The sequence below is a fragment of the Streptomyces venezuelae genome (genome assembly GCF_008642295.1).
Classification (GTDB): Bacteria; Actinomycetota; Actinomycetes; order Streptomycetales; family Streptomycetaceae; genus Streptomyces; species Streptomyces venezuelae_C.
Map to the genome: position 1 here is coordinate 3,856,896 of NZ_CP029190.1, position 20,267 is coordinate 3,877,162.

The window sequence follows — 20,267 nt, forward strand, 5'->3', positions numbered from 1 at the left end:
GAGCAGACACGCCGGATGGTGCTCGGCGACCAGGGCGGCCAGGCGGCCGGGGTGGTGACCCGCTGCCGCGACTTCACCCGGCAGGCCCTCGCGGACTGGCAGTGGACCGGCCGCGCCGCCGACGACGGCCGGGATGCGGACCCGGACCGGGAGGAGGCCGCCGAGGACGTCCTGCTGATGGTCTCCGAGGTCGTCACCAACGCCTGTATGCACGCCGGCGGCCCGCTCGAGATCGTCCTGCGCCGTACGCCGGAACGCCTGCGGATCGAAGTCAGTGACGGGAACCCCGAGCCCCCGCGGCCCCGCCCGCGCCAGGACCCCGCCGTGCCGGGAGGGCACGGCCTGCTCGTGCTGGAGCTGCTCGCCCTGAGCTGGGGCTCGGCACCGTCCGCGGACAGGCGGGGCGGTAAGACGGTGTGGCTGGAGGTGCCGTGTCCGCCGGCTCCGGACCGTCCTGGTCCGGAGCCTCCGGCCGGTCACCGTGGGAGGGATCGGTCAGCAGCCCCGTCCGGAGCCGCGCCAGGGTCCGGGTGAGCAGCCGGGACACGTGCATCTGGGACAGCCCCAGCACGTCGCCGATCTCGGACTGGGTCAGCTCGCCGCCGAAGCGCAGCGACAACAGCGTCCGCTCGCGCTCGGGCAGCTCCGCGAGGAGCGGCTTCAGGGACTCCACGCACTCGATCCGGTCGTACGCCGCTTCCTCCTCGCCGAGACCGGGGGTGGTGGCGTACGCATCGCCGTCCTCCTGCACCGGGGCGTCCAGCGAGCGGGTGGAGTACGCGTGGGCGGCCTTGCGGCCTTCCGCGATCTCCTCCTCCGGCACCCCGAGGCGCTCGGCGAGCTCCGCGTCGCTGGGCCCGCGGCCCAGGCTCTGCTCCAGGGCGTCGTAGGCCTTGGCGGTGTCGATGCGGAGTTCCTGGAGGTGGCGGGGGACCTTCACAGCCCAGCTGGTGTCCCGGAAGAACCGTTTGATCTCGCCGGTCACGGTGGGCATGGCGAAGGTGGTGAACTCCACCCCGCGCTCGGGGTCGAACCGGTTGATCGCCTTGATCAGGCCGATCGTGCCCACCTGGATGATGTCCTCGACGGGCTCGCTCCGGTTGCGGAACCGGCGGGCGGCGTACTTCACCAGGCTGAGGTTGAGCTCGACCAGGGTGTTGCGGACGTACGAATACTCCGCGCTGCCCTCCTCCAGGGCCCGCAGCCTGCGGAACAGGGCCACCGACAGGGTCCGGGCCTCCGCTGTGCTGGCCCGGATCGGCTCCTCGGGGATCTCCGGCATACGGTCCATACGCGATCGCTCCTCCGGCGGCGGTGGGTCGCACCGCGCGCTGCGCGCGGCGAGGCCGTCGTGAGCTGTTCTTTCTGGGTATACCCGGCCCCTCGTCCGCGTACCCGCGAGCGAGTCCGGGCCCGGAACACCCGTACCACCCATTACATGGGAAAACGCGCGCCCGCGCCTGTCCGCGCCTGCCGCCGGCACTCAGCCGGCCGGCAGGGCCCGCAGGATCTGGGCGGTCGTACGGACCCGGCCCAGCCGGGGGAAGATCTTCGCGAACGTATGGGCGTGCGAGTCCGCGTCCAGGTCCGCCGTGGCGTCCTCCGCGAAGACCAGCCCGTATCCGTGCTCCCACGCGCTCCGCGCCGTGGACTCCACCCCGGCACTCGTCGAGATCCCCGCGAGCACGATCCTCCCGACACCCCGCCGCCGCAGCTGGAGGTCGAGCTCGGTGCCGGTGAAGGCGCCCCAGTGCCGTTTGGTCACCACGATGTCGCCCTCGCGGGCGAGGCCCGCCGGGAACTCGGCGAACCCGGCCGGCGGCACCCCCGCCGGCCCCGGCCGGTCGGTCTCGGCCGGCGGCCGGTCGCCGCCGTCCGCGGACCAGGAGACCCGGACCAGTACCACCGGCAGCCCCGCGGCCCGGAACGCCTCGGCCAGTTCGATCCCCTTCGCGAGGATCCGGTCCGCGGGCCGTGCCGTGGGCAGCGCGAGGATGCCCTGCTGCAGATCGATCAGGACGAGCGCGGTCCCCCGGTCCAGGCGGCCCAGGTCTTCCGGCTGCTGTGGCGGTGCTTCTGCTGCCATGTACCGACCATAGGCACCGGTGTACCGGCCGGCCGGAGCGCCACGCGCCCTACCGTGGGCGTATGACGCGCGACACGCTCACCCGGGACCAGATCGTCCGGACCGCCATCGAGCTGCTGGACGAGGGAGGGCTGGAAGGTCTGAACATGCGCGGCCTCGGCCGCCGGCTCAACTCGGCCGCCACGGCCGTCTACTGGCACGTGAAGAACAAGGACGACCTCGTCACGCTCGCCGGTGACCGGGTGTGGGACGAGATCGGGCTGCCGGACCTGGACACGGTCGACTGGCGTACGGCGGCCACCGCCATGGCCACCGACCTGCACGCCATGTTCATCCGGCACCCCTGGCTCGTGCAGGCCTTCGCCTCGCACCTCTTCTACGGAGCCGGCAAGGCCCGCCACGACGACCACAGCCTCGCCGTCTACGAGGCGGCCGGGTTCACCGGCGAGGAGGCGGACCAGGCAGCGGCCACCGTCTTCACCTTTGTCCTCGGCAACGCCCTCGGGGCCTCCGCCACCGCCTCCCTGACCCGGAAGCTCGGCCGCGACGGCGGGAACGCGGAGGACGTGCTCCGGGACACCATGAAGCGGGCCGGCGAGGTCGCGATGCGGTTCCCGCGGCTGCGCAGCCGGATCGGGGCGCCCGACGACTCCGAGGCGGGGGACTACGCCGGGGCGCCGGCCAGGAGTTTCGAGTTCGGCCTCCAGGCCCTCCTCACCGGACTCGAGGCCGAGCGCGACGCCCGCCGCCCGCCCCGGACCGGCCGGTAACCGGCGGCGCCGGCTATTCACCGATGCGTACGAGCGCCAGCGTGATGTTGTCGGGCCCGCCCGCCTCGATGGCCGCCTTCCACAGCTCGAAGGCGGCCCGGCCGTCGTCGTGCACCCGCAGCACCGCATCGATGTCCTCGTCCGGCACCGGATCGGTCAGCCCGTCGCTGCACAGCAGATAGCGGTCGGCCCCGGCCAGCGCGGTGACGCTGACATGCGGCTCGATGTCCTGGAACAGCCTGCTGCCGCCGAGGGTCTGGGTCACGGCCGAGGTGGTACGCCGTCCCGGGGGCGGCGGCGGGCTGTCGTCCACGCTCACCTGGCGCAGCCCCTCCTCGCCCGCCGCGTAGACCCTGCTGTCGCCGACGTTGAACGTCACCCACGTCTCGGGCAGGACCAGCGCACCGGCGACCGTGGTGCCCATGGTGGCCAGCTCGGGCTCGCCGTCGGCCGCCGCGTACAGCTCCTGGTTGCAGAGGTCCAGCGCGTCACGGATGCGCTGGTCGCCGTCCAGCGAGGTACCGAGCGAGGCGAGCCGCCGTACGACCAGGGCGCTGGCCACCTCCCCGGCCGGCTGTCCGCCGAGCCCGTCGGCCACCGCGACGACCAGCGGCCTGCCGAGCGGGAACAGCAGCGTCTGGGGGTTGTCGGTGACGGTCCCGCACAGCGTCCACGGGCCGATGACCAGGCTGTCCTCGTTGTGCTCGCGGACCAGCCCGACATGGCTCAATGCGGTCACGGAGATGTACGGCACCTGGGCCCTCCTGTCGCCGCAGCGGACGCCGTGCCCCCGCTCCCCATTGTCGCCCCGCGGGCCCTGAGAGGGGCAGCCCGGCAGCCAGGCGGCCCGGCAGCCCGCGGCTCGGCATGCGGCGGCCGGCCGGCCGGAGCACGCTGGACCTGGGGCCGACCGGCAGGAAGGAGCGCCGGCGATGTTCGCGAGGCTGAGCACGTACCAGGGTTCACCGGTTCCGGCGAAAGGAGACCTGGCCGCGAAATCCGAGGCGATCGTCCAGCCGGTCAGGGACGCTCCCGGCTTCCGGGGCGTCTACTACCTCGTCGACCGGGCCTCGGGACAGGCTGCATCCCTGACCCTGTGGGAGGACGAAGCGGCGATGCAGGCGAGCGAGGAACAGGCCGCCCGGATCCGGGAGGAAGCCGCAGAGCGCGAGGGGCAGCGGATCCTCTCCGTCGAACACTTCGAAGTGGCCTTCAGCTTCGAACCACCACCCATGTGACCCGGATCACTCCGCGCACCCGATGAGTCCGCCCTCCCGCACCGGTCTTACCTGCAACAGGAACCGACCGGAAGGCGCAGGACATGACCGACACCACTCCCAAGACTCCCAAGTCTCCCAAGGGCCCGGCCAGTTACTTCCCCTCCATCGAGAAGAAGTACGGCCGCCCGATCGCGGAATGGAAGGACCTCATCCGCTCCGCCCCCCAGACCAGGCACATGGAACTCGTCTCCTGGCTCAAGACCGAACACGGCCTGGGCCACGGCCACGCCAACGCCCTGGTGGCCCACACCCTGGCCGAACACCACCCGTCCTGACCCCGCCGGCCCCTCAGGCCAGGCGCCGGGTGAACGCCGCGCGGTATGCGCTGGGGGTCAGGCCGGTGTGCCGGGACAGGTGCCGGCGCAGGGAGTCGGTGGTGGCGAGACCGCTGAAGTGGGCAACCCGGTCCATCGGCAGGCCGGTTGTCTCCAGAAGCTCCTGGGCTCGGATCACCCGCTGGTGGAGCAGCCATTGCAGTGGGCTGAGACCGGTTTCCGCATGGAACCTGCGGGTCAGGGTGCGCACGCTGATCCGCGCATGGGCCGCGAGACCGGCCCGGTCCAGCGGCTCGTGCAGCCGCTCCAGTGCCCAACTGCGCGTCCCGGCCAGCGATGTGCCGGTCTCCGCCGGCACCGGGGTCTCGATGAACTGCGCTTGACCGCCGGGCCGTACCGGTGCCGCCACGACAAGGCGGGCGACGGCGTTGGCCGTTGCGGCCCCGTAGTCGAGGCGTACCAGGTGCAGGCACAGGTCGATGCCGGCGGAGAGTCCGGCGGAGCTGAAGAGGTTGCCGTCCTGGACGTACAGCACATCGGGGTGGAGCTCCACGGAGGGGAAACGGCGGGAGAACTCCGCCGACTTGGCCCAGTAGGTGGTGGCGCGGCGCCCGTCGAGCAGCCCGGCCCGGGCGAGTACGAAGGCTCCGGTGCAGATGGACGCGATGCGCCGGCCGTCCGCCGCCGCGCGGCGCAGTGCGGTGAGGACGCGCGGATCGATGTCCTCGCGGGCAGAGGTGCCGGTGACGATGACGGTGTCGGCACCGTCGACGGCCTCCAGGCCGTGCGGGACCGTGATGGCCAGGCTTCCGCCGGTGGCGACCGCCCCGGGCCGGGCGGCGCAGATGCGCACCTCGTAGCCGGGGGCACCGTCGACCGAGGTCGCACCGAACACCAGCTCGGGGATGGACAGGTCGAAGGTGGTCGCCGGCGGGACGACGACGACCGCGATGCGGTGCATGGCCCGAACCTCCGGAGAGTTGGCATTCGGGCCACTACCTTACGGATCACGCGGGACCGAAGGTAGGGAGCACACCTCAGCACCACCGTCCACCACCGCACCCAGGGAGACCACCCGTGTCCTTGCACGTCATCGTCGGAGCCGGAGCCACCGGATCGGCCACCGCCCGCTTGCTGGCCGCCGCCGGTGAGCGGGTCCGGCTCGTCAGCCGCCGCGGCGGCGGCCCGGAGCACGAGCTGATCGAACGGGTCGCCGCCGACGCCACCGACACGGCGCGGCTCGTCGAACTGGCCCGCGGCGCAGCGGTGGTGTTCAACTGCGCGATGCCGCCCTACGACCGCTGGCCCGCCGAGTTCCCGCCGCTGGGAGCCGCCGTGCTGGCCGCGGCCGAACGCGTGGGCGCGGACTACGTCATGCTCGGCAACACGTACGGCTACGGCCCCGTCGAGGGACCCGTCACCGAAGGCCTTCCCATGGCACCGAGCAGCACCAAGGGCGCGGTCCGGGCCCGGATGTGGGAGGAGGCCCTGGCCGCCCACGACGCCGGCCGGGTCCGGGTGACGGAGGTCCGGGCCAGTGACTACCTCGGTGCGGGCGCGCTCTCGCCGTTCACGCTCATGGTCGGGGCGCAGGTCCTGGCCGGTTCGCCCGCCTCCTACCCCGGTGATCTCGACGCCCCGCACAGCTGGACCTACACCGGCGATGCGGCCCGTACCCTCGTCGCTGCAGCGGGCAGCGAGCGCTCCTGGGGCCGGGCCTGGCACGTGCCCTCCACGTCCGAATCGCCGGTGCGCGAGCTGGCCGCGCAGCTGGCCGCGGCGGCTGCCGCACCCGGGCCGAGGCTGATCCGTATGACGCGCGAGGAGCTGGAACGGGTCGGCCGGACGGACTCGGTCATGGCGGAGTTCCCGGAGATGCTCTACCTGTACGACCGGCCCAGCATCCTCGACGCCGCCGCCACCGCACGGGCCCTGGGCATCACCCCGAGCCCGCTGGGCGAGGTCCTCGCCGAGATGGCTGCGGACCACGAGGCAGGCCCGGGCCGCTGACCCGGGCCTGCGTGCGGGAGCCGATGGCGGGGCAGGGCGGGGGCGGGGTCAGGCCGCCGCCTCCGTCCGAGTGCGGCTGCTGCGGGTCTCCTCTCGTACGACGCGCCGGCGCCGGGACGGCATGCCCACGGTCGGGTTGGCGACGCCCCAGGCCGCGCCCTTGCAGATCAGTTCCTTGTAGACGGCGGCCACCCGGCCGGTCAGGGCCCTGTCGACTGCCCGGTCGTCGGCGGTGACGAACTGGATCAGGCCCTCCCTGCGGCCGAGGGAGATGCACTGCTGGTAGTAACGGATGCCGACGTGGGGGACCTTGGTGCCGGCGAGACGGGCGGCGATGGCGTCGGCGGCCTGCCAGGCCATGGGGACGCCCGAGGCGCAGGACATGCGGAGGGGCTTGCCGCCCGGGCCGATGGCCATCGCGGCGTCCCCCACGGCGTACACGTCCGGGTGCGAGAGCGAGCGCATGGTGGTGTCGACCGCGATCCGGCCGCTGTCGGTGAGCTCCAGGGCGGTGGCCCGGGCGATCGGGTGGACGGCGAAACCGGTGGTCCAGACCGTGGCCGCGGAGGGGATGGTCCGGCCGTCGGCGGTGGTGACGCCGTCCGCCTCCACCGCGTCGACCGCGGCGTGTTCGTGGACGGTGATGCCGAGCCCGTCCACCACCTTCCGCAGGTGGGAGCGGCCCTTCTCCGAGAGCCAGTCGCCGAGGGCGCCGTGGGCGGCCAGGGCGACATCGAGGTCCGGGCGGGCCTCGGCGATCTCGGTCGCGGCCTCCAGGCCGGTCAGGCCGCCGCCGACCACGACCACCGGGCGGCCGGCGTCCAGGGCGGCCAGCCGGTCGCGGAGGCGGAGGGCGCCGGGGCGGCTGGAGACCTCGTGGGCGTATGCGGCGGTGCCGGGGACACCCCCGTGGTTCCAGCCGCTGCCGAGGGCGTACACCAGAGTGTCGTACTCCAGCGTGTCGTACTTCAGGTCCTCCCGGCCGGGGCCGTTCGGGGCGGCGACCGTCACCGCCTTGCGGTCCACATCCACGGCGGTGACCTGCGCGAGCTTCAGTTCCACGCCCGTGCCCGCGAACATCTCGCCGAACGGCCGGGGCGTGAGGTCCTGGCCGGCGGCGAGCTGGTGCAGCCGGACGCGCTCGACGAAGTCGGGCTCGGGGTTGACGAGGGTGATGGTGACGTCCTCGCGGTGCAGCCGCCTGGCGAGGCGGCCGGCGGCGATGGCACCGGTGTAGCCGGCTCCGAGGACGACGATGCGGTGCTGCATGTCCGTGCTCCTGTCTGGGCGGGGCTGCCGTGGTCCGGCGTGGTGTGTGGTGTCGCCCCTTGAACCGGGCAGCCCCGCATTTCCTGACAGGATCGGAGTGTGACCTGCGCCACTCTCTTTCAGAGGGTGTGGAGCGGGCCCTCCCCGTGGTCCGTGGCCGCCCATTGCCCGTTCGCGCGGCCGAGCTTGTCGGGGTTGGCCTGGGTGCGGAATGCGGCGATGCCTTCCGCGGTGATCTCCAGGCAGGTGATCCCGACGACCCGGCCGTCCACGACCGCCACGATGGCGGGCCCGCCGTTCGCGGTCGTGGCGTAGATCTCGGGCACGCCGCCGACATGGGCGCGCTTGGCCGCGCTGGGCTTGAACAGGCCCCGCATGAACTTCGCCACCGCGAGCGCGCCCTCGAACGCCTTGGTGCGGGCCGGGACCTTCCCGCCGCCGTCGCCGACCGAGACGGCGTCCTGGGTGAGCAGGCGTACGAGGGGTTCGGTACGGCCGCTGGTCGCCGCGGCCAGGAACTCCTCGACGATCCTCTGGGCGGCGGCCTCGTCGATCTCGGTGCGCACCTTGCCGTCCGAGATGTGCTTCTTGGCCCGGTGGTAGATCTGCTGGCCGGCGGCCTCGGTGATGTCGAGGATCTCGGCGATCTCCCGGTGCGGGTAGTCGAAGGCCTCACGCAGTACGTACACCGCCCGTTCGCCCGGCGACAGGCGCTCCAGCAGGACGAGGACGGCGTACGACACCGACTCGCGCTGCTCGGCGGTGTCGGCCGGGCCGAGCATCGGGTCCCCGGCGAGCAGCGGCTCGGGCAGCCACCTCCCGACGTACGTCTCGCGTCGGGCGCGTGCCGAAGTGAGCTGGTTGAGGCACCAGTTGGTGAGGACCTTCGTCAGCCATGCCTCGGGCACCTCGATCCGCCCGACGTCGGCCGCCTGCCACCGCAGGAACGTCTCCTGCACGGCGTCCTCCGCCTCACTCGCCGAGCCGAGCAGCCGGTAGGCGATGGCCTCCAGCCGGGGCCTGGCAGTCTCGAACCGGTCCACGTCACGCGTGATCAAGGCCATGCCCGCGATCCTAGGCACCCTCTAGGGCACGTCGAAGGCGGGGGCGCTGCCAAAGGACGTGGTCTCTGTGCCCTCGTGGACGAGGGTCCACTCGCCGGGCGCGCGGGGCGGGGTGGAGGTCAGGACCACACCGCCCCGGCCGGTCGTCAGGTCGGCGACGGGCTGCCAGGTCGAGCCGCCGTACGGGATGTACTCCAGCCGGACCCCGAGTCCGGCGGGGGCTCCGATGTACCCGCCGTTGTCCCAGTCGGCGAGGGTCAGGCGGCCGACCACCCCGTGCGGGTAGCCGGGGCGGGGGCGTTTGGGGAACACGTCGATGGTGAGCTGGGACAGCCTCTGGATGCGGACGGAGTCGAGGTCGCCGGCGGTGACCAGGCCCCCGGAGCCGGTGTGCGGATCGAAGTCGTTGGAGGTGACCAGGGCCCAGAGGCGAAAGGTGCCGGCGTCGGCGTTGGTCAGCCTGCCGCTGTTCACGGTGAAGGTGAACCGGCAGGTCGCGCGGGTGGGGCTGGTCGGTGTGCAGATGCTGGTGCCGGACGGGGGGCGGTCGGACGTGAGATCGGTCGGACCGGGGCCGTCCAGGATCGCCTCGGCGCCGTCGGGCCGGATGCCGGAGTCGTCCTCGGCGACGAACGAGGCGCTGAAGGTCCGGGATCCCTCCGGGCCCACCGGCACGACCGAGGGGTGGATGGTGCCGGACAGGATGCGCGGCGGGATGGCGCGATCGGCCCGAGCCGCGGTGGGTGCGGCGAAGAGCGTGAGGGCTGCAACGGCGATGGCGAGGGTGGCGGTGACGGGTCTGCGCATGGGAGAACCCCCCTGGAGTGTCCAGTGTCTCGTGCGCACACCGTAGGGCGGGCTCATCGCCTTGTTGAGGCGGCCGGTGCCGACCGGTACGGGCCCATGACAGTCGGGGCACGCTCGTGACAGCCATGACCCGACGGGCACCTTCCCACGGCGCGCTGGGCCCAAGCCGTCGGCCCCAGGCCACCGCCCCAGGCCATCGGCCTGGGGCTGCGTCATGGACGGATGCCGGGGCTCAGACGCGTTCGGCCGGGGTGGCGAGGTCCGCCAGGGTGCGGGCCGCCGGTGCCGGGTCGGCCAGCCACTTCAGGTGGCTGCCCGCCAGCGTGCGGACGTCGTACGGGTTCTCCGGCGTCAGCTCGTTGCCCTCGCGGATCAGCCGGTCCTGCAGGGCGAGGGGCAGGCTCGTGTCGTCGGCCAGGCGGATGTACGTCTTGGGGATGCGGCCCCAGGTCGCGGCCTGCGCGCGGTCGGCGGAGCCGCCGACGTCCAGGTTCTCGTCCGGCTGGAAGGTGTTCAGGAAGGTGAGGAACTGCTCGTCGGTGCCGTCGGCGAAGAAGGCCGCCTTGAACGCCGCGAGCGCATCCGGGTCCGCCGTACGGAAGTTGACGCGGAGCAGGCCGAGCTCGGCCGGGTTCCCGGCCAGCGCCGAAGCGAAGGCGGCGGGGTCGACCGTGGCCATCTCCGGCTCGGCGTAATAGCCGTTGACGTCGAGGCCGACAGGGCACCAGGCCGAGACGTAGACGAGGCGGTCGATCAGATCCGGGCGGGCGTTGGCCGCGGCCGTGACGGTGACACCGCCGCGGCTGTGGGCGACGAGGATCACGGGGCCGTGCTGCTTGGCCCGTTCGAGGATCCCGATCAGGTGCGCGGTGTTGTCGGCGAGCGTGACGCCCTTGATCGAGCCGGGCGCGGTGGCCAGCCCCGCGGGGTCCTGGGGGGACTGGTAGGCGGGGGTGAAGGTCGCCTGGAAGCCGTGGCCGGGCAGGTCGACGGCGACGGAACGGTGGCCGAGGAGGCCCAGTTCCGCCTGGAGGGGCGCGAAGGAGAAGGAGTTCGCGAAGGCCCCGTGGACCAGTACGAACGTCGGCTGCATCTGTGTACTCACGTGCCGGTTACTCATTTCCGGATACTCGTATTCCAGAGGTTTCGGGGGTCTCACGCAGGACCAGGCAGAGGAAGCCGAAGCTGTCCCGGTACCCGTGCAGCCACTGCGAACGCTGGGTGCCGGCCGTCTCCAGCACCTGGGCGGCGGCCGGATCGGCCGGGTGGTCCAGAGCCCATGAGGCCAGCGAGCCCCAGCAGGCCCACTCGTACGCGTCCAGCTCACCGCGGGTGCTGACATGGCCGTGGACGGGGGTCCAGCCGTCGGCGACGACGCGGTCCACCGTGGTCGCCAGGTCGTCGAGGTCACCGAACATCCCGACGGCCGCCGGTGAAGGGGTGCGGTCCCAGAACGACTCACCGATCAGCACGCGCCCGCCGGGGGCAAGGTGCTTGCGCGCCGCCGCGAGGGTGGGCAGCAGACCGCCGAAGGCGTGTGTGGCGCCGACGCTGATCACCAGGTCGAACGGCTCCACCGCGACGAAGTCCGCGGCTTCCCGGTGGTGGAGGACCAGGCGCTCGTCGACGCCGAGTCTGCTCGCTTCCCGGCGGGCCTGGATCAGGGCGACCTCGGAGACGTCGACGCCCTCGGCATGCAGGTGAGGGCGCGTCGACAGAGCTCGCAGAAGCCACTCCGCCGTGCCGCATCCGAGGTCGAGCACCCGCTCGCCGCGCTGCCCGTTGCCCGGCGCACTGCCCCGCCCGCCGCCCCGCCCGTCGCCCCGCGGGAGGGCGTGTTCGAGCAGCCGGCCGACCGAGTCGTCGTCGAGCGGAGCCTTGATCGGGTGGCCGGTGTGCGCGATGCCGGAGATCTGCTCGCGGTTCACCGGTGCGTCTCGCCCGTGCCGAGGAGCAGCTTCGCGGCCACCGCCGTCCCGTCGCCCCGGACCGTGCCCGCGACGGCCTCCGCCCGGGCCGCGGTCTCGGGGGCGAGCGCCGTTCGCAGCGCGGCCGACAGGGACTCGAAGGTCGGTACCGGCCCGTCGTGAGCCGCTCCGATGCCCAGTTCGGCGACGCGGGCGGCCCAGTGCGGCTGGTCCACGAACTGGGGGACCACCACCTGCGGCGCGCCGGCCCGGGCGGCCGTGGTCGTCGTGCCCGCGCCGCCGTGGTGCACGACGGCGGCCACCCGGCGGAAGAGCACCTGGTGGCTGACGTCGCCGACGGCGAAGCAGTCGTCCGCGTCGTCGACCAGACCCAGGTCGGCCCAGCCGCGCGAGACGAGGACCCGCCGGCCCTGCGCCCGGACCGCCTCGACGGTCACCTTGGCGACATCCGTCGCCGCGCGCATGGGCATGCTGCCGAAGCCCACGTACACCGGCGGTGTGCCGGCGTCCAGGAACGCCTCCAGGTCGGCCGGCAGCGGGCGTTCGTCGGGCAGGATCCATGCGCCGGTCTGTACGAGGTCGAGGTCGGTCAGCTCCTGCCACGGCCCCAGGACCGGGTCCGCCGCCAGCCACGGCCGGTCGCCGAAGACGTGGTCGCGGACGTTGTCCACCGGCGGCAGCCCGAGCTCCGCCCGGTGGGCGTTGAGCGGCGCCAGGTACAGCGCGTTGACCTTCCGGACGTCCAGGTCCCACAGGGCCCGGTTGTCGGACGGGTCGATCCCCTCGGCGGAGATCCCCGGGCCCGGCCGCGGCGACGGGAGGTAGTGCGTCGAGGGCATCTCGAACGGGTGGAAGCAGGCGTATACGTACCGGATGCCCAGCTTCTCGGCCACCGACCGGGCGCCCGCCGGCATCAGGCCGGTCGCCACCAGCACATCGCATCCCTCGGCAGCCTCGGCGATCGTGCCGAAGTGCCCTGCGACCAGCTCGGCCGCGAACTCGGTGGCGAAGTCGGGCGACGGCGGCGCGCCGGTCACCAGGGGGCGCACCGCACGGCCGAACGGCACGTGCTCCACCCCGACATCGGCCAGCAGCCGGGCGAACTCCTCGTCCGGAGGGGCGCACACCCGTACCTCCGCGCCGAGCTTCCGCAGCTGTGCCGCGAGGGCGGCCGGCGGCATGATGTCGCCGCGCGACCCGTAGGCCGTGATCAGCACGCGCATTTCGTCATTCTCGTTTCTGTGTATGTACGGGGACGTAGACGGGACGGGACCGGACGGGACGGGACCGGACGGATACGGGGACTAGCCCGCGGACACGTCGAGCTGGAACTCCCGCGTGCGCCGGAAGGAGCGGAACCCCAGCCGGTGGTTGACGGCCAGCATGTGGACGTTGTCCTCGGCGTTGTCGGTCACGATCTCGATGACACCGGGGTACCCGGCCCGCAGCCGGTGCACCATGGCGGTCTTGAGCCACAGTCCCAGGCCGTGGCCGCGGTGCGCGGGCACGACGGCGGTGTCGTACTGCTGCGCCCGGAGCGGCACGCCCTGCGGGAGGACGATCTCGGTGTATCCCGCCATGGTGCCGTCATCGTGGACGGCGGCCAGGGTCAGCAGGGTGTCGCCGCGGTCGGCGACCACCTGGGCCATGGTCCGTACGCGCTCGGCGTCCCAGTGCTCGGTGCCGTAGTCCAGGTCTCCGACGGGCATGTCGTTCATCGCGTTCTTGGCGGCGGCGAAGGCGGTGGCGAGGTCCTCGGGCACCGTGCCGGTCCAGCCCGTCAGCCGGTAGCCGGGGTGCTCGGCGTCGGCGGTGTGGGCGATGTGGCGTACCGCGTCCTCGTCCAACTCCCCCAGACGCAGCAGGAGATGGTCGAGGGCGAGCACCTGCCGGAACTTCCGCTGTTCACAGAAGGCCTGCCCCGGGCTGTCGGCCGCCGTTTCCACGATCAGGCTGCGCCGGTTCTCGGCGCGGCAGGCCGCCACGACCGCCGACAGCAGGAGGGAGCCGGTGCCCAGCCGCCGGTGCGCGGGGTCGACGTGGAGTTCCAGTTCGGCCAGGTGATCCCGCCCGGGGGAGGTGAACAGCCGCAGGCCCGCGACGCCGACCGGGCCGCCGCCGTCGTCGTCCGGCCCGGTGGCCAGCCAGGCCAGCCGGCGGCTGTTCAGGCTGGGCTGGGTGAGCTGGGCGTGGATCTGCTCGGGGCCGGGAGGCGGTACGGCGGGCAGGTCGTGGGTCATCGAGGCGGCGACGACCCGGTGCCAGGCGGCGGCGTCGGCGGCCGAGACGTCATGGAGCGGGGTGAGGCCGATGCTGTCGTCGCTCATGGCCGGCATCGGCTCCATGACGTGAGGGCCGGTTCACGGACACCAGTGGTTCGGCAGCCGAACATGTGCATGCCTCAACCTTCGCGCGGATCGCGATCATGATCAATGTAATCTTCCGCGCGCTTCGATAACCGCACGGTGTTGGCTCCTCGGCCCGAACAACAGCCCCAGGTCTACTAGGCGTCGGCAGCGCCAGCGGCAGGGTCGAGGGAGTCGACGTCCTCCATGAAGGACAGCATCCGGGCGTTGACCACGTCCGGGTGGTCGATCTGCGGGCCGTGCCCGGTCGCGGTGATGATCTCGGCGCGGGCTCCGGGGACGAGGCGCGGTACGCGTGCCAGCTGCCGCTTCGGGTGCACGAGCAGGCTGTGCTTGCCCATGATGACGTAGAGCGGGGTCCCGATGGACCGCAGTTCGTCCTCGGTCAGCGGCAGGGGCGCGGGGCGGCGGACCCGGTACGCGCGGGCGCCGAGCTGGATCCACTTGCGCATCTCGGGGACGGCGAGGACCGGCTGGTCCAGCCACTTGGCGAGCCGGGGGCGCAGCGCCTTCGGTGCGAGGGTGGCGAACAGGCTCACGAAGACCCAGGCGAAGAAGCGCAGGCCGACCTTCTCCAGGCCGCCGGGGTCGAGGGCGGTGACGGAGGCGAGCCGCCCGGGCCGCAGGTGGGCCTGGTTGAGCACCAGCCAGCCGCCGTAGGAGGAGCCGACGAGGTGGACCCGGTCGAGGCCGAGCGCGTCGAGGGCCTCGTCCATCCACTGCGCGGCGCGCTCGGGCTGCCACATGGGCTCGCGGTGGATGCTGCGGTTAGCGTCGCCGGGGGTGTCGAGGGCGTACACGGGGCGATCGAGGCTGAGGCCGGGGGTGTTGGGGTACCACATGGCCGAGCTGTAGCCGGCGCCGTGGATCAGGACGATCGGCGTACGGGCTTCGGCGGCGGGGTCCGTGGGCCCGTACCGGTAGACGTGCGTGGTGCCGAAGGCGGTCTCCACATCGGTCTCGGAGCGGGCGGGCGCCCCCATCGCGTAGAGCACGTCGGCGGCGGCGAAGTAGCGGTCGCGCAGGGTGTCGTTGACGTAGCGGCCGACATCGCGGCGTACGCGGGTGGTGTTCTCGGGCACGGCGGCACCTCCTGGGAAGATCCGTTCTTCGTGATACGACCGTACCACTAATATGGTACGCCGGTACCATGAAGGCGTCCGGGCACCGAACCACGACCCCACCACCGACGGGCGGAGACACGGGAACATGCCGAAGCGTGTGGATCACGAGGAGCGGCGCGCCCAGATCGCCGAGGCGCTCATCCGGGTCGCGGGCCGGCGAGGGCTGCACGCCGTCGGGATGCGCGACGTGGCCGCGGAGGCCGGGGTGTCACTCCGGCTCGTGCAGTACTACTTCGAGACCAAGGAGAAGCTGCTCTTCTACGGCCTCCGGCACCTGACCGACCGCTTCACCGCGCGAGTGGGCGCCCGCCTCGCCGCCGCCGGCCCGGACCCGGGCCCCCGCGCCACGGTGGAGGCGCTGCTGCTGGCCTCCCTGCCGACCGACGAGGAGAGCCGCACCTTCCACCTCCTCTACAGCTCCTACGCGATCCTGTCGGTGACCGACGAGGCGCTGGCCGCGCAGCCCTTCATCGACAACCCCGACGCCGCGGAGAACGCTCTGACCGGACTGCTCGAACAGGCGCAGGCGTCAGGCCTGGCCGACCCGGGCGCCGACGCGCGCACGGAGGCGATCAGCCTGCTCGCGATGGCGGCGACCATGGGCACCAGCATCATCGTGGGCCAGCGGAGCCCGGAGTCGGCGATCGCGGTGCTCCGTCACCACCTGGACCGGATCTTCGCGACCGGTCGAGTCATCAGCGACGTGTAGCCGCATCCCTGGGGGGAGTGGGCTCGGGGATGCGCCGGACGATCCGGACCTGTTCTTCGAGGGGTGGCGAAGGGCCGCGATCGCCGAGGTCGTGCGGCGCTCAGAGGCGACAGCACCGGCGACGGAGCAGACCGCGCCACAAGCCCCGGGAATCGCCCCTACTTGGGTGCACTCAAGGCTGCTGACCTGTGGAAACGTGGCCCGGCGTCGAGGATCTTCGCGGCCGGGCATGCTCGGGCCGGGATGGGTGGAGCGCGTGGCCTGACTCACGACTCGGGCCGGGCCGCCACGAGGTCGCTCCCCTGGGGTCGCGGTGCCGCGCGGTGGTGGCGGACGCCGAGCGGGCTGAGTTCGAAGGCCAACCGTCCCAGGGCGACAAAGGTGCCCTGCCCAAAGACGAGAACCAGCCACCACCCAACCTCCCAGTACCAGTTCTCGGACCGTGGGCATCCGGTACCAGCTCCGCTGAATCTCGTCCGGATCACGATGCGACCCCGGCCGATCAGGTTCGCAGCCGGATGGCGACCGGCTCGCGTGCTTGTCGCCAGAAGAGCCCAGGGCTCTGAGATGGTTGACGTGGGCTGACGCAAGACCGCGACCGTGTACCGCCTTCGTTGACCGGGAGAGAAGTATGACCATCAAGGACATCGGGCCGGAACCTCAAAGCTTCGACCTCGAGAAGGCGACGCTCGAAAACACGGACTATCGCGCGGTCGGCTGGTCCGGGAAGTACCTTCAGCTGACCCTCATGTCGATCCCGGTGGGTGAGGACATCGGCTTGGAGGCGCACCCGGAGACTGACCAGTTCCTGCGACTCGACGCAGGCCGGGGTCGCGTCCAGATGGGCAGTGCGAAGGATCGGCTCGACTTCGACCGGGAGGTCGAGGATGGCTGGGCGGTCTTCGTACCGGCCGGCACTTGGCACAACGTCACCAACATCGGTGACGAGCCCCTGCAGCTCTACGCCGTATACGCGCCGGTCCACCACGCGTCGGGCAGGATCCATACGACAGCCGCGGACGCGGAGCGCGACGAGGACTCAGGCAACGACGAGCCGCCGAGCTGGTCGGTCCAGCCTGCCCAACAGCCATCGGACGAGCACGCCTGACCAGCGAGGGTGACGGGGAACGTGCTCATGCTCGCTGCCGATGTCGGCGGTCTCGTGGTTGCCCTCCATACCCTCACCGAGGCATACGCCGTCGAATGGCCAGGCCAGGCCAGGCCAGGCCCGGTCAGAGGCGGGACAACACGCCGCGCCAGGTCCATCCCGCGCCGAGGACCGCTTCCCGCAGAGGATTCCTCATGTCACGCGAATCGAAGCGGAGCGTCTCGACCTTCTGCCGACGGCCGTCGGGCCCCTGCTCGTACGTCCACCGCCGGGCGACGTGAGGGGCCGGCCCGCGACCGTACCGCTTGCCGGGAGAATCGGGCGTCGACGCCTCCCACCGCTCGTCGAGCGTGCGTACCTCGTGGTTCTCCGGGATCAGCCACATCCGTGTCCTGAGGGTCATCTTCAGCTCGCGGACCTGCCATTCCGCCACCAGGTCGGCCTTTTCCGCGGGGAGGGCGTTGCGCACGCGGAACGGTACGTCCGGCCCGTTGACCGAAAACAGCGCGGTCCGGACCTCCGTCGATGACAACGGCGCGACACCGCTGTCCGGGTACATGGTGCCGGTGAACTTGTCCCATAGGCGGCCCATCGCTACGCCCCCGTTCCGGTGTGCGGGTACTGGAGCAGGTTCGTGACCGCTGGAGGGAGAATGCCGCACAGGTCGGTGATGCGGACGTGCCGGGCGTGGGTGGCCGTGAATTCGCGGATCGGGACGTCTGGTGACCCGAAGACGCTCTGGAAAGTGCGGAGCGCCCCGGGTGAGCGGTCCAGGGCCCAGGCAGCGGTGGAGGTGCTGGAGCGCAGGAACCGGGCGGGTTCGGGGCCGACGACGTAAAGATCGGCTTGCCGCTCGGAGCGGTCGGCCGCGAGCATCACCAGGTCCTTGAAGGTCTGGCGCTTGCGGGTGGCGTCCGCGCCGCGCCACCGGGCGAGTTTGAACTCTGCCACCCGTTGGTCGGTTTCGAGATCGTACGGCCGACCTGGGTCGTTGCCCGCTCCCAGTGACGGTCGCTTGGTGATCGTCTCGCCTTCGTTGAGAACATGGGGGACGGCAAGCATGATCCCTGCCGCGTGGATGAGGTCGTTGAGTCGGCCGAAGCTCTCTCGGACGGCAAGTGCGGAGACCAGAAGATCGGTGTTGACACCGCCGTCAGCGGCGGCGGCAGTTGCGCGCCGGGTATCGGCCCCGTGAAGTCGGTGCTCCAGGGCGGCGATCGCCTCTGTCAGCGGCTGGTGGTCGAGGAACTGCGCGAGCACGGCGACTGCAGTACCCAGGTCCACGGGCATCAGGGGTGCCGTCGGCTCTCGGATTCCTTCGTCGACGGTACCCATTGTGCCCAGCGGGGTGGTTCCCCTTGAACATGGCCTCATACAGCAGGCAGCTCAGCCCGTAGGTCTGGTCAACGACGAAGGCCCAGGTCGTCGTTGACCCGGGCCTTCGTTCAGCGTCCTTGGGATGCAGGGCTTGAGCGTCTCGCGGACAGCGTGGGCCATCTATCTCCGGGCAGCCTCTCCACTGGAGCGTGTGCGCTGATGGAGTTCTGCGGCTGCTGCCCACTGGTGCCCGAGAGCTCGGATACGCTGTCCGGCTGTGTGGACACTGGCAGTACAGCGGTAGCGCTGCTCAGAGCGTTGAAGCACTCCGATTCGGTCTGAGGCAAGAAACTCAAGGGCTTCCACGACCGCGTCTGACCCGACACGGTAACCGCGCGTGCGAAGCTCGCGGCGGATCGAGGTGAGATCGAGCCAGCCACCCTCCTCGAGCGGGTCCTCAGCCTCCACGTTCAGGATGTCGACAAGCGCGTACTCGAGCTGACCACGGAGCTCCTGCGCCTCCCAATGCCCTCGCAGGGCATCCTCTCGCTCAGCTGCATGCAGGGCAGGATCGACGAGGAGCTCTAGTTGGGCCAGGGTGAGTGGAGTCTGTTCCTGTCGGCGGACGACCTCGGCGAGTAGTCCGGTCTCGATGACGGCGATCTGAGGGTCGTCGTCGGCCTCCTTGAGGATGCGACGTTCGAATCCCGGACCGATGAGGAGGTGAACGTGTGCCCCGATCTCCGCCCGGTGTTCCGCCAACCCAAACAACGATTGCTCCACAACACGGCCTGAGGCTGATGTCTTTGCCTCGATGGCCAGGATCCGAGAGTTCGCGCCGACGCCGAATCGAACCTGACCGTCCACCGCTCCGCTGCCGCCCACATGCTTGCCGGGCATACCGAGGTAGCCCAATGCAACCACCGCGGCCTTCTCCAAACGCTTCCAGTTCCCACTGTCCCGTGCTGCACTCGTGAGTTCCATCGCGATGTTTGACGCCGGTGCGGTGATCTCCGGTGTAGTGCCAGAAGTGCTTCCGCCGTCGAGGTTTGGCCCACCGATGGTGTTCGCCGGCGTACGAGACATGGAATCGTCCGCCTGAAAGCAGGGCAACGACGCTACGAACGCTCGCCCGAGCGCCGTCGTACGGTAGGCAGTCTGCGAAAGCCGGGTGACGAGGCCACAGGACTCCAGCAGGTTCAGCCGGGTATTGACCGCGCTCCGTGACAGAGGCTTCTCACGGTTGGGCAGGTAGTGCACGCTCCGCTCCGCCAGCGTCCCGGTTGTAGGCCGATCCGACGTGTCAAGCTCGCCCAGCACCTCACCGAAGAATGCGATGGCAGCGTGAACAGTGCGTGCAAGGTCCAGAGGCTCGCCCGATTCAACCCAGGCAACCGCGGCCGGCGTGGCGGTCCAGCTCTGTGACGACGTCCGTTGGATGAGACCGAGAGCCTTCAGCGCGTCCTTCGCGGTACGTGCTGTGGCTACCGTTTGGGCCTTGGGAAAGGTGCTCTGCACGAAACGCACGAACTCCGCGTCACTGATCGACGGAATGGACGCCTCAATGAGCACCTGAAGTGAGTCCAGCGCCCCGCCATTGGCAGAGGTGCCAGGTATGTAGAGATTCGCGCCATCGCCCCTTGCCCGGAGAGCCGCCTCATCGAGCTGTTCGATGAGGCGGGCGACGGCTCTGGCAGGGGGAACGAGCTGTACGACTGCGTCGGTGCCATCAGGCTCGGGCCTACCCAGAGTGATTCCCGCCAAGAGACGTCGGCCGGCGTCTGTCACGTGAACATGCCGGTCGAAGAGCTCGACCATCCCCGTGACTGCAAGCCAGGAGGTTCGATCGCGTACAGGGGCTGGAGTGTCCCATTGAAGGCTGAATTCTTCACGGGCCAGGTCGAGTAGTTGTTCATGCGTGCGCGGACCGGCGGTGAGGGCGTCCAACACCTCGCCCACGAACCTGACGTTGCAGTGGAGAGCGCCCACCAGCACTGTCGCATCGTCATTTTGATGCCATGCGAGGGCAGCAGCGCTCGGTAGGAACGCTGACTCCTCGCGGGAGAGCAGTCCGGCTCGGACGAACCGCTGGAGCTGATGTCGCGTCAACCGGCCGACCTCGGGCAACGACACTTGATCGCCAGAAGACGGTCC

General features: G+C 71.2%; 21 protein-coding genes and 1 pseudogene. 7 read left to right on the forward strand and 15 right to left on the reverse strand.

Annotation, left to right across the window (positions count from 1 at the left end):
- The first annotated feature begins 207 nt into the window (after positions 1–207).
- Positions 208–534, forward strand: coding sequence for a hypothetical protein (locus tag DEJ50_RS35235; RefSeq protein WP_263399226.1), 327 nt, complete (start codon positions 208–210; stop codon positions 532–534).
- Here the strand turns inward: DEJ50_RS35235 and DEJ50_RS17070 are convergent.
- Together DEJ50_RS17070 and DEJ50_RS17075 are read right to left on the reverse strand one after the other, a co-directional pair.
- A pseudogene (locus tag DEJ50_RS17070) lies at positions 491–1,291 on the reverse strand (SigB/SigF/SigG family RNA polymerase sigma factor); the annotation flags it as partial. The gene DEJ50_RS35235 and the pseudogene DEJ50_RS17070 overlap by 44 nt on opposite strands.
- A gap of 192 nt (positions 1,292–1,483) precedes the next feature.
- Positions 1,484–2,086, reverse strand: a complete 603-nt coding sequence (locus tag DEJ50_RS17075) for a hydrolase (protein WP_150208847.1) — start codon at positions 2,084–2,086, stop codon at positions 1,484–1,486.
- 62 nt (positions 2,087–2,148) lie between these two features.
- On the opposite strand from DEJ50_RS17075, the gene DEJ50_RS17080 reads away from it, so the two are divergent.
- Complete coding sequence (locus DEJ50_RS17080) at positions 2,149–2,856, forward strand: TetR/AcrR family transcriptional regulator (RefSeq protein WP_150208848.1); 708 nt, start codon at positions 2,149–2,151, stop codon at positions 2,854–2,856.
- A gap of 13 nt (positions 2,857–2,869) precedes the next feature.
- Here DEJ50_RS17080 and DEJ50_RS17085 read toward each other — a convergent pair whose 3' ends face one another.
- A complete protein-coding gene (locus tag DEJ50_RS17085) occupies positions 2,870–3,610 on the reverse strand; it encodes a PP2C family protein-serine/threonine phosphatase (protein WP_150208849.1) in 741 nt (246 codons plus the stop codon).
- 178 nt (positions 3,611–3,788) lie between these two features.
- On the opposite strand from DEJ50_RS17085, the gene DEJ50_RS17090 reads away from it, so the two are divergent.
- Together DEJ50_RS17090 and DEJ50_RS17095 are read left to right on the forward strand one after the other, a co-directional pair.
- Positions 3,789–4,094, forward strand: coding sequence for an antibiotic biosynthesis monooxygenase (locus DEJ50_RS17090; RefSeq protein WP_150208850.1), 306 nt, complete (start codon positions 3,789–3,791; stop codon positions 4,092–4,094).
- A gap of 83 nt (positions 4,095–4,177) precedes the next feature.
- Positions 4,178–4,411 (forward strand): DUF4287 domain-containing protein, encoded by a 234-nt coding sequence (locus tag DEJ50_RS17095; protein WP_150208851.1) that lies wholly within the window; start codon positions 4,178–4,180, stop codon positions 4,409–4,411.
- A 13-nt stretch (positions 4,412–4,424) separates the two neighbouring features.
- On the opposite strand, the gene DEJ50_RS17100 is transcribed toward DEJ50_RS17095, so the two are convergent.
- Complete coding sequence (locus tag DEJ50_RS17100; RefSeq protein ID WP_150208852.1) at positions 4,425–5,372, reverse strand: GlxA family transcriptional regulator; 948 nt, start codon at positions 5,370–5,372, stop codon at positions 4,425–4,427.
- A gap of 116 nt (positions 5,373–5,488) precedes the next feature.
- Here DEJ50_RS17100 and DEJ50_RS17105 point away from each other — a divergent pair, with 116 nt between their 5' ends.
- Positions 5,489–6,421 (forward strand): NAD-dependent epimerase/dehydratase family protein, encoded by a 933-nt coding sequence (locus DEJ50_RS17105; RefSeq protein WP_150208853.1) that lies wholly within the window; start codon positions 5,489–5,491, stop codon positions 6,419–6,421.
- A 48-nt stretch (positions 6,422–6,469) separates the two neighbouring features.
- Here DEJ50_RS17105 and DEJ50_RS17110 read toward each other — a convergent pair whose 3' ends face one another.
- The 8 genes from DEJ50_RS17110 to DEJ50_RS17145 all read right to left on the reverse strand — a co-directional run bounded on the left by DEJ50_RS17110 (position 6,470) and on the right by DEJ50_RS17145 (position 14,937).
- Positions 6,470–7,690, reverse strand: a complete 1,221-nt coding sequence (locus DEJ50_RS17110) for an NAD(P)/FAD-dependent oxidoreductase (protein WP_150208854.1) — start codon at positions 7,688–7,690, stop codon at positions 6,470–6,472.
- Between the two features lie 119 nt (positions 7,691–7,809).
- Entirely contained in the window at positions 7,810–8,754 is a 945-nt protein-coding gene (sigJ, locus tag DEJ50_RS17115) for an RNA polymerase sigma factor SigJ (RefSeq protein ID WP_150208855.1), read from the reverse strand.
- A gap of 21 nt (positions 8,755–8,775) precedes the next feature.
- Positions 8,776–9,561 (reverse strand): hypothetical protein, encoded by a 786-nt coding sequence (locus DEJ50_RS17120; RefSeq protein WP_150208856.1) that lies wholly within the window; start codon positions 9,559–9,561, stop codon positions 8,776–8,778.
- A gap of 232 nt (positions 9,562–9,793) precedes the next feature.
- On the reverse strand, positions 9,794–10,654 hold the full coding sequence (locus tag DEJ50_RS17125; protein WP_190344973.1) for an alpha/beta fold hydrolase: 861 nt from the start codon (positions 10,652–10,654) through the stop codon (positions 9,794–9,796).
- Positions 10,655–10,673: 19 nt separating this feature from the next.
- Positions 10,674–11,489 (reverse strand): SAM-dependent methyltransferase, encoded by an 816-nt coding sequence (locus tag DEJ50_RS17130; protein WP_150208858.1) that lies wholly within the window; start codon positions 11,487–11,489, stop codon positions 10,674–10,676.
- Positions 11,486–12,712, reverse strand: coding sequence for a glycosyltransferase (locus DEJ50_RS17135; protein WP_150208859.1), 1,227 nt, complete (start codon positions 12,710–12,712; stop codon positions 11,486–11,488). The genes DEJ50_RS17130 and DEJ50_RS17135 overlap by 4 nt, the downstream gene beginning before the upstream one ends.
- 81 nt (positions 12,713–12,793) lie before the next feature.
- The gene (locus tag DEJ50_RS17140) at positions 12,794–13,816 is read right to left on the reverse strand and encodes a GNAT family N-acetyltransferase (protein WP_150208860.1); all 1,023 of its coding nucleotides are present in this window, start codon (positions 13,814–13,816) and stop codon (positions 12,794–12,796) included.
- Between the two features lie 176 nt (positions 13,817–13,992).
- Complete coding sequence (locus DEJ50_RS17145) at positions 13,993–14,937, reverse strand: alpha/beta fold hydrolase (protein WP_150208861.1); 945 nt, start codon at positions 14,935–14,937, stop codon at positions 13,993–13,995.
- A gap of 127 nt (positions 14,938–15,064) precedes the next feature.
- Here DEJ50_RS17145 and DEJ50_RS17150 point away from each other — a divergent pair, with 127 nt between their 5' ends.
- Positions 15,065–15,688, forward strand: coding sequence for a TetR/AcrR family transcriptional regulator (locus tag DEJ50_RS17150; RefSeq protein WP_150208862.1), 624 nt, complete (start codon positions 15,065–15,067; stop codon positions 15,686–15,688).
- Positions 15,689–16,319: 631 nt separating this feature from the next.
- The gene (locus tag DEJ50_RS17155) at positions 16,320–16,796 is read left to right on the forward strand and encodes a cupin domain-containing protein (RefSeq protein ID WP_150208863.1); all 477 of its coding nucleotides are present in this window, start codon (positions 16,320–16,322) and stop codon (positions 16,794–16,796) included.
- A 124-nt stretch (positions 16,797–16,920) separates the two neighbouring features.
- On the opposite strand, the gene DEJ50_RS17160 is transcribed toward DEJ50_RS17155, so the two are convergent.
- The 3 genes from DEJ50_RS17160 to DEJ50_RS17170 all read right to left on the reverse strand — a co-directional run bounded on the left by DEJ50_RS17160 (position 16,921) and on the right by DEJ50_RS17170 (position 19,931).
- A complete protein-coding gene (locus DEJ50_RS17160; RefSeq protein ID WP_150208864.1) occupies positions 16,921–17,388 on the reverse strand; it encodes a hypothetical protein in 468 nt (155 codons plus the stop codon).
- Between the two features lie 2 nt (positions 17,389–17,390).
- Entirely contained in the window at positions 17,391–18,131 is a 741-nt protein-coding gene (locus DEJ50_RS17165) for a PE-PGRS family protein (RefSeq protein WP_223837787.1), read from the reverse strand.
- A gap of 162 nt (positions 18,132–18,293) precedes the next feature.
- Entirely contained in the window at positions 18,294–19,931 is a 1,638-nt protein-coding gene (locus DEJ50_RS17170; RefSeq protein ID WP_150208865.1) for a hypothetical protein, read from the reverse strand.
- Between the last annotated feature and the right edge of the window lie 336 nt (positions 19,932–20,267).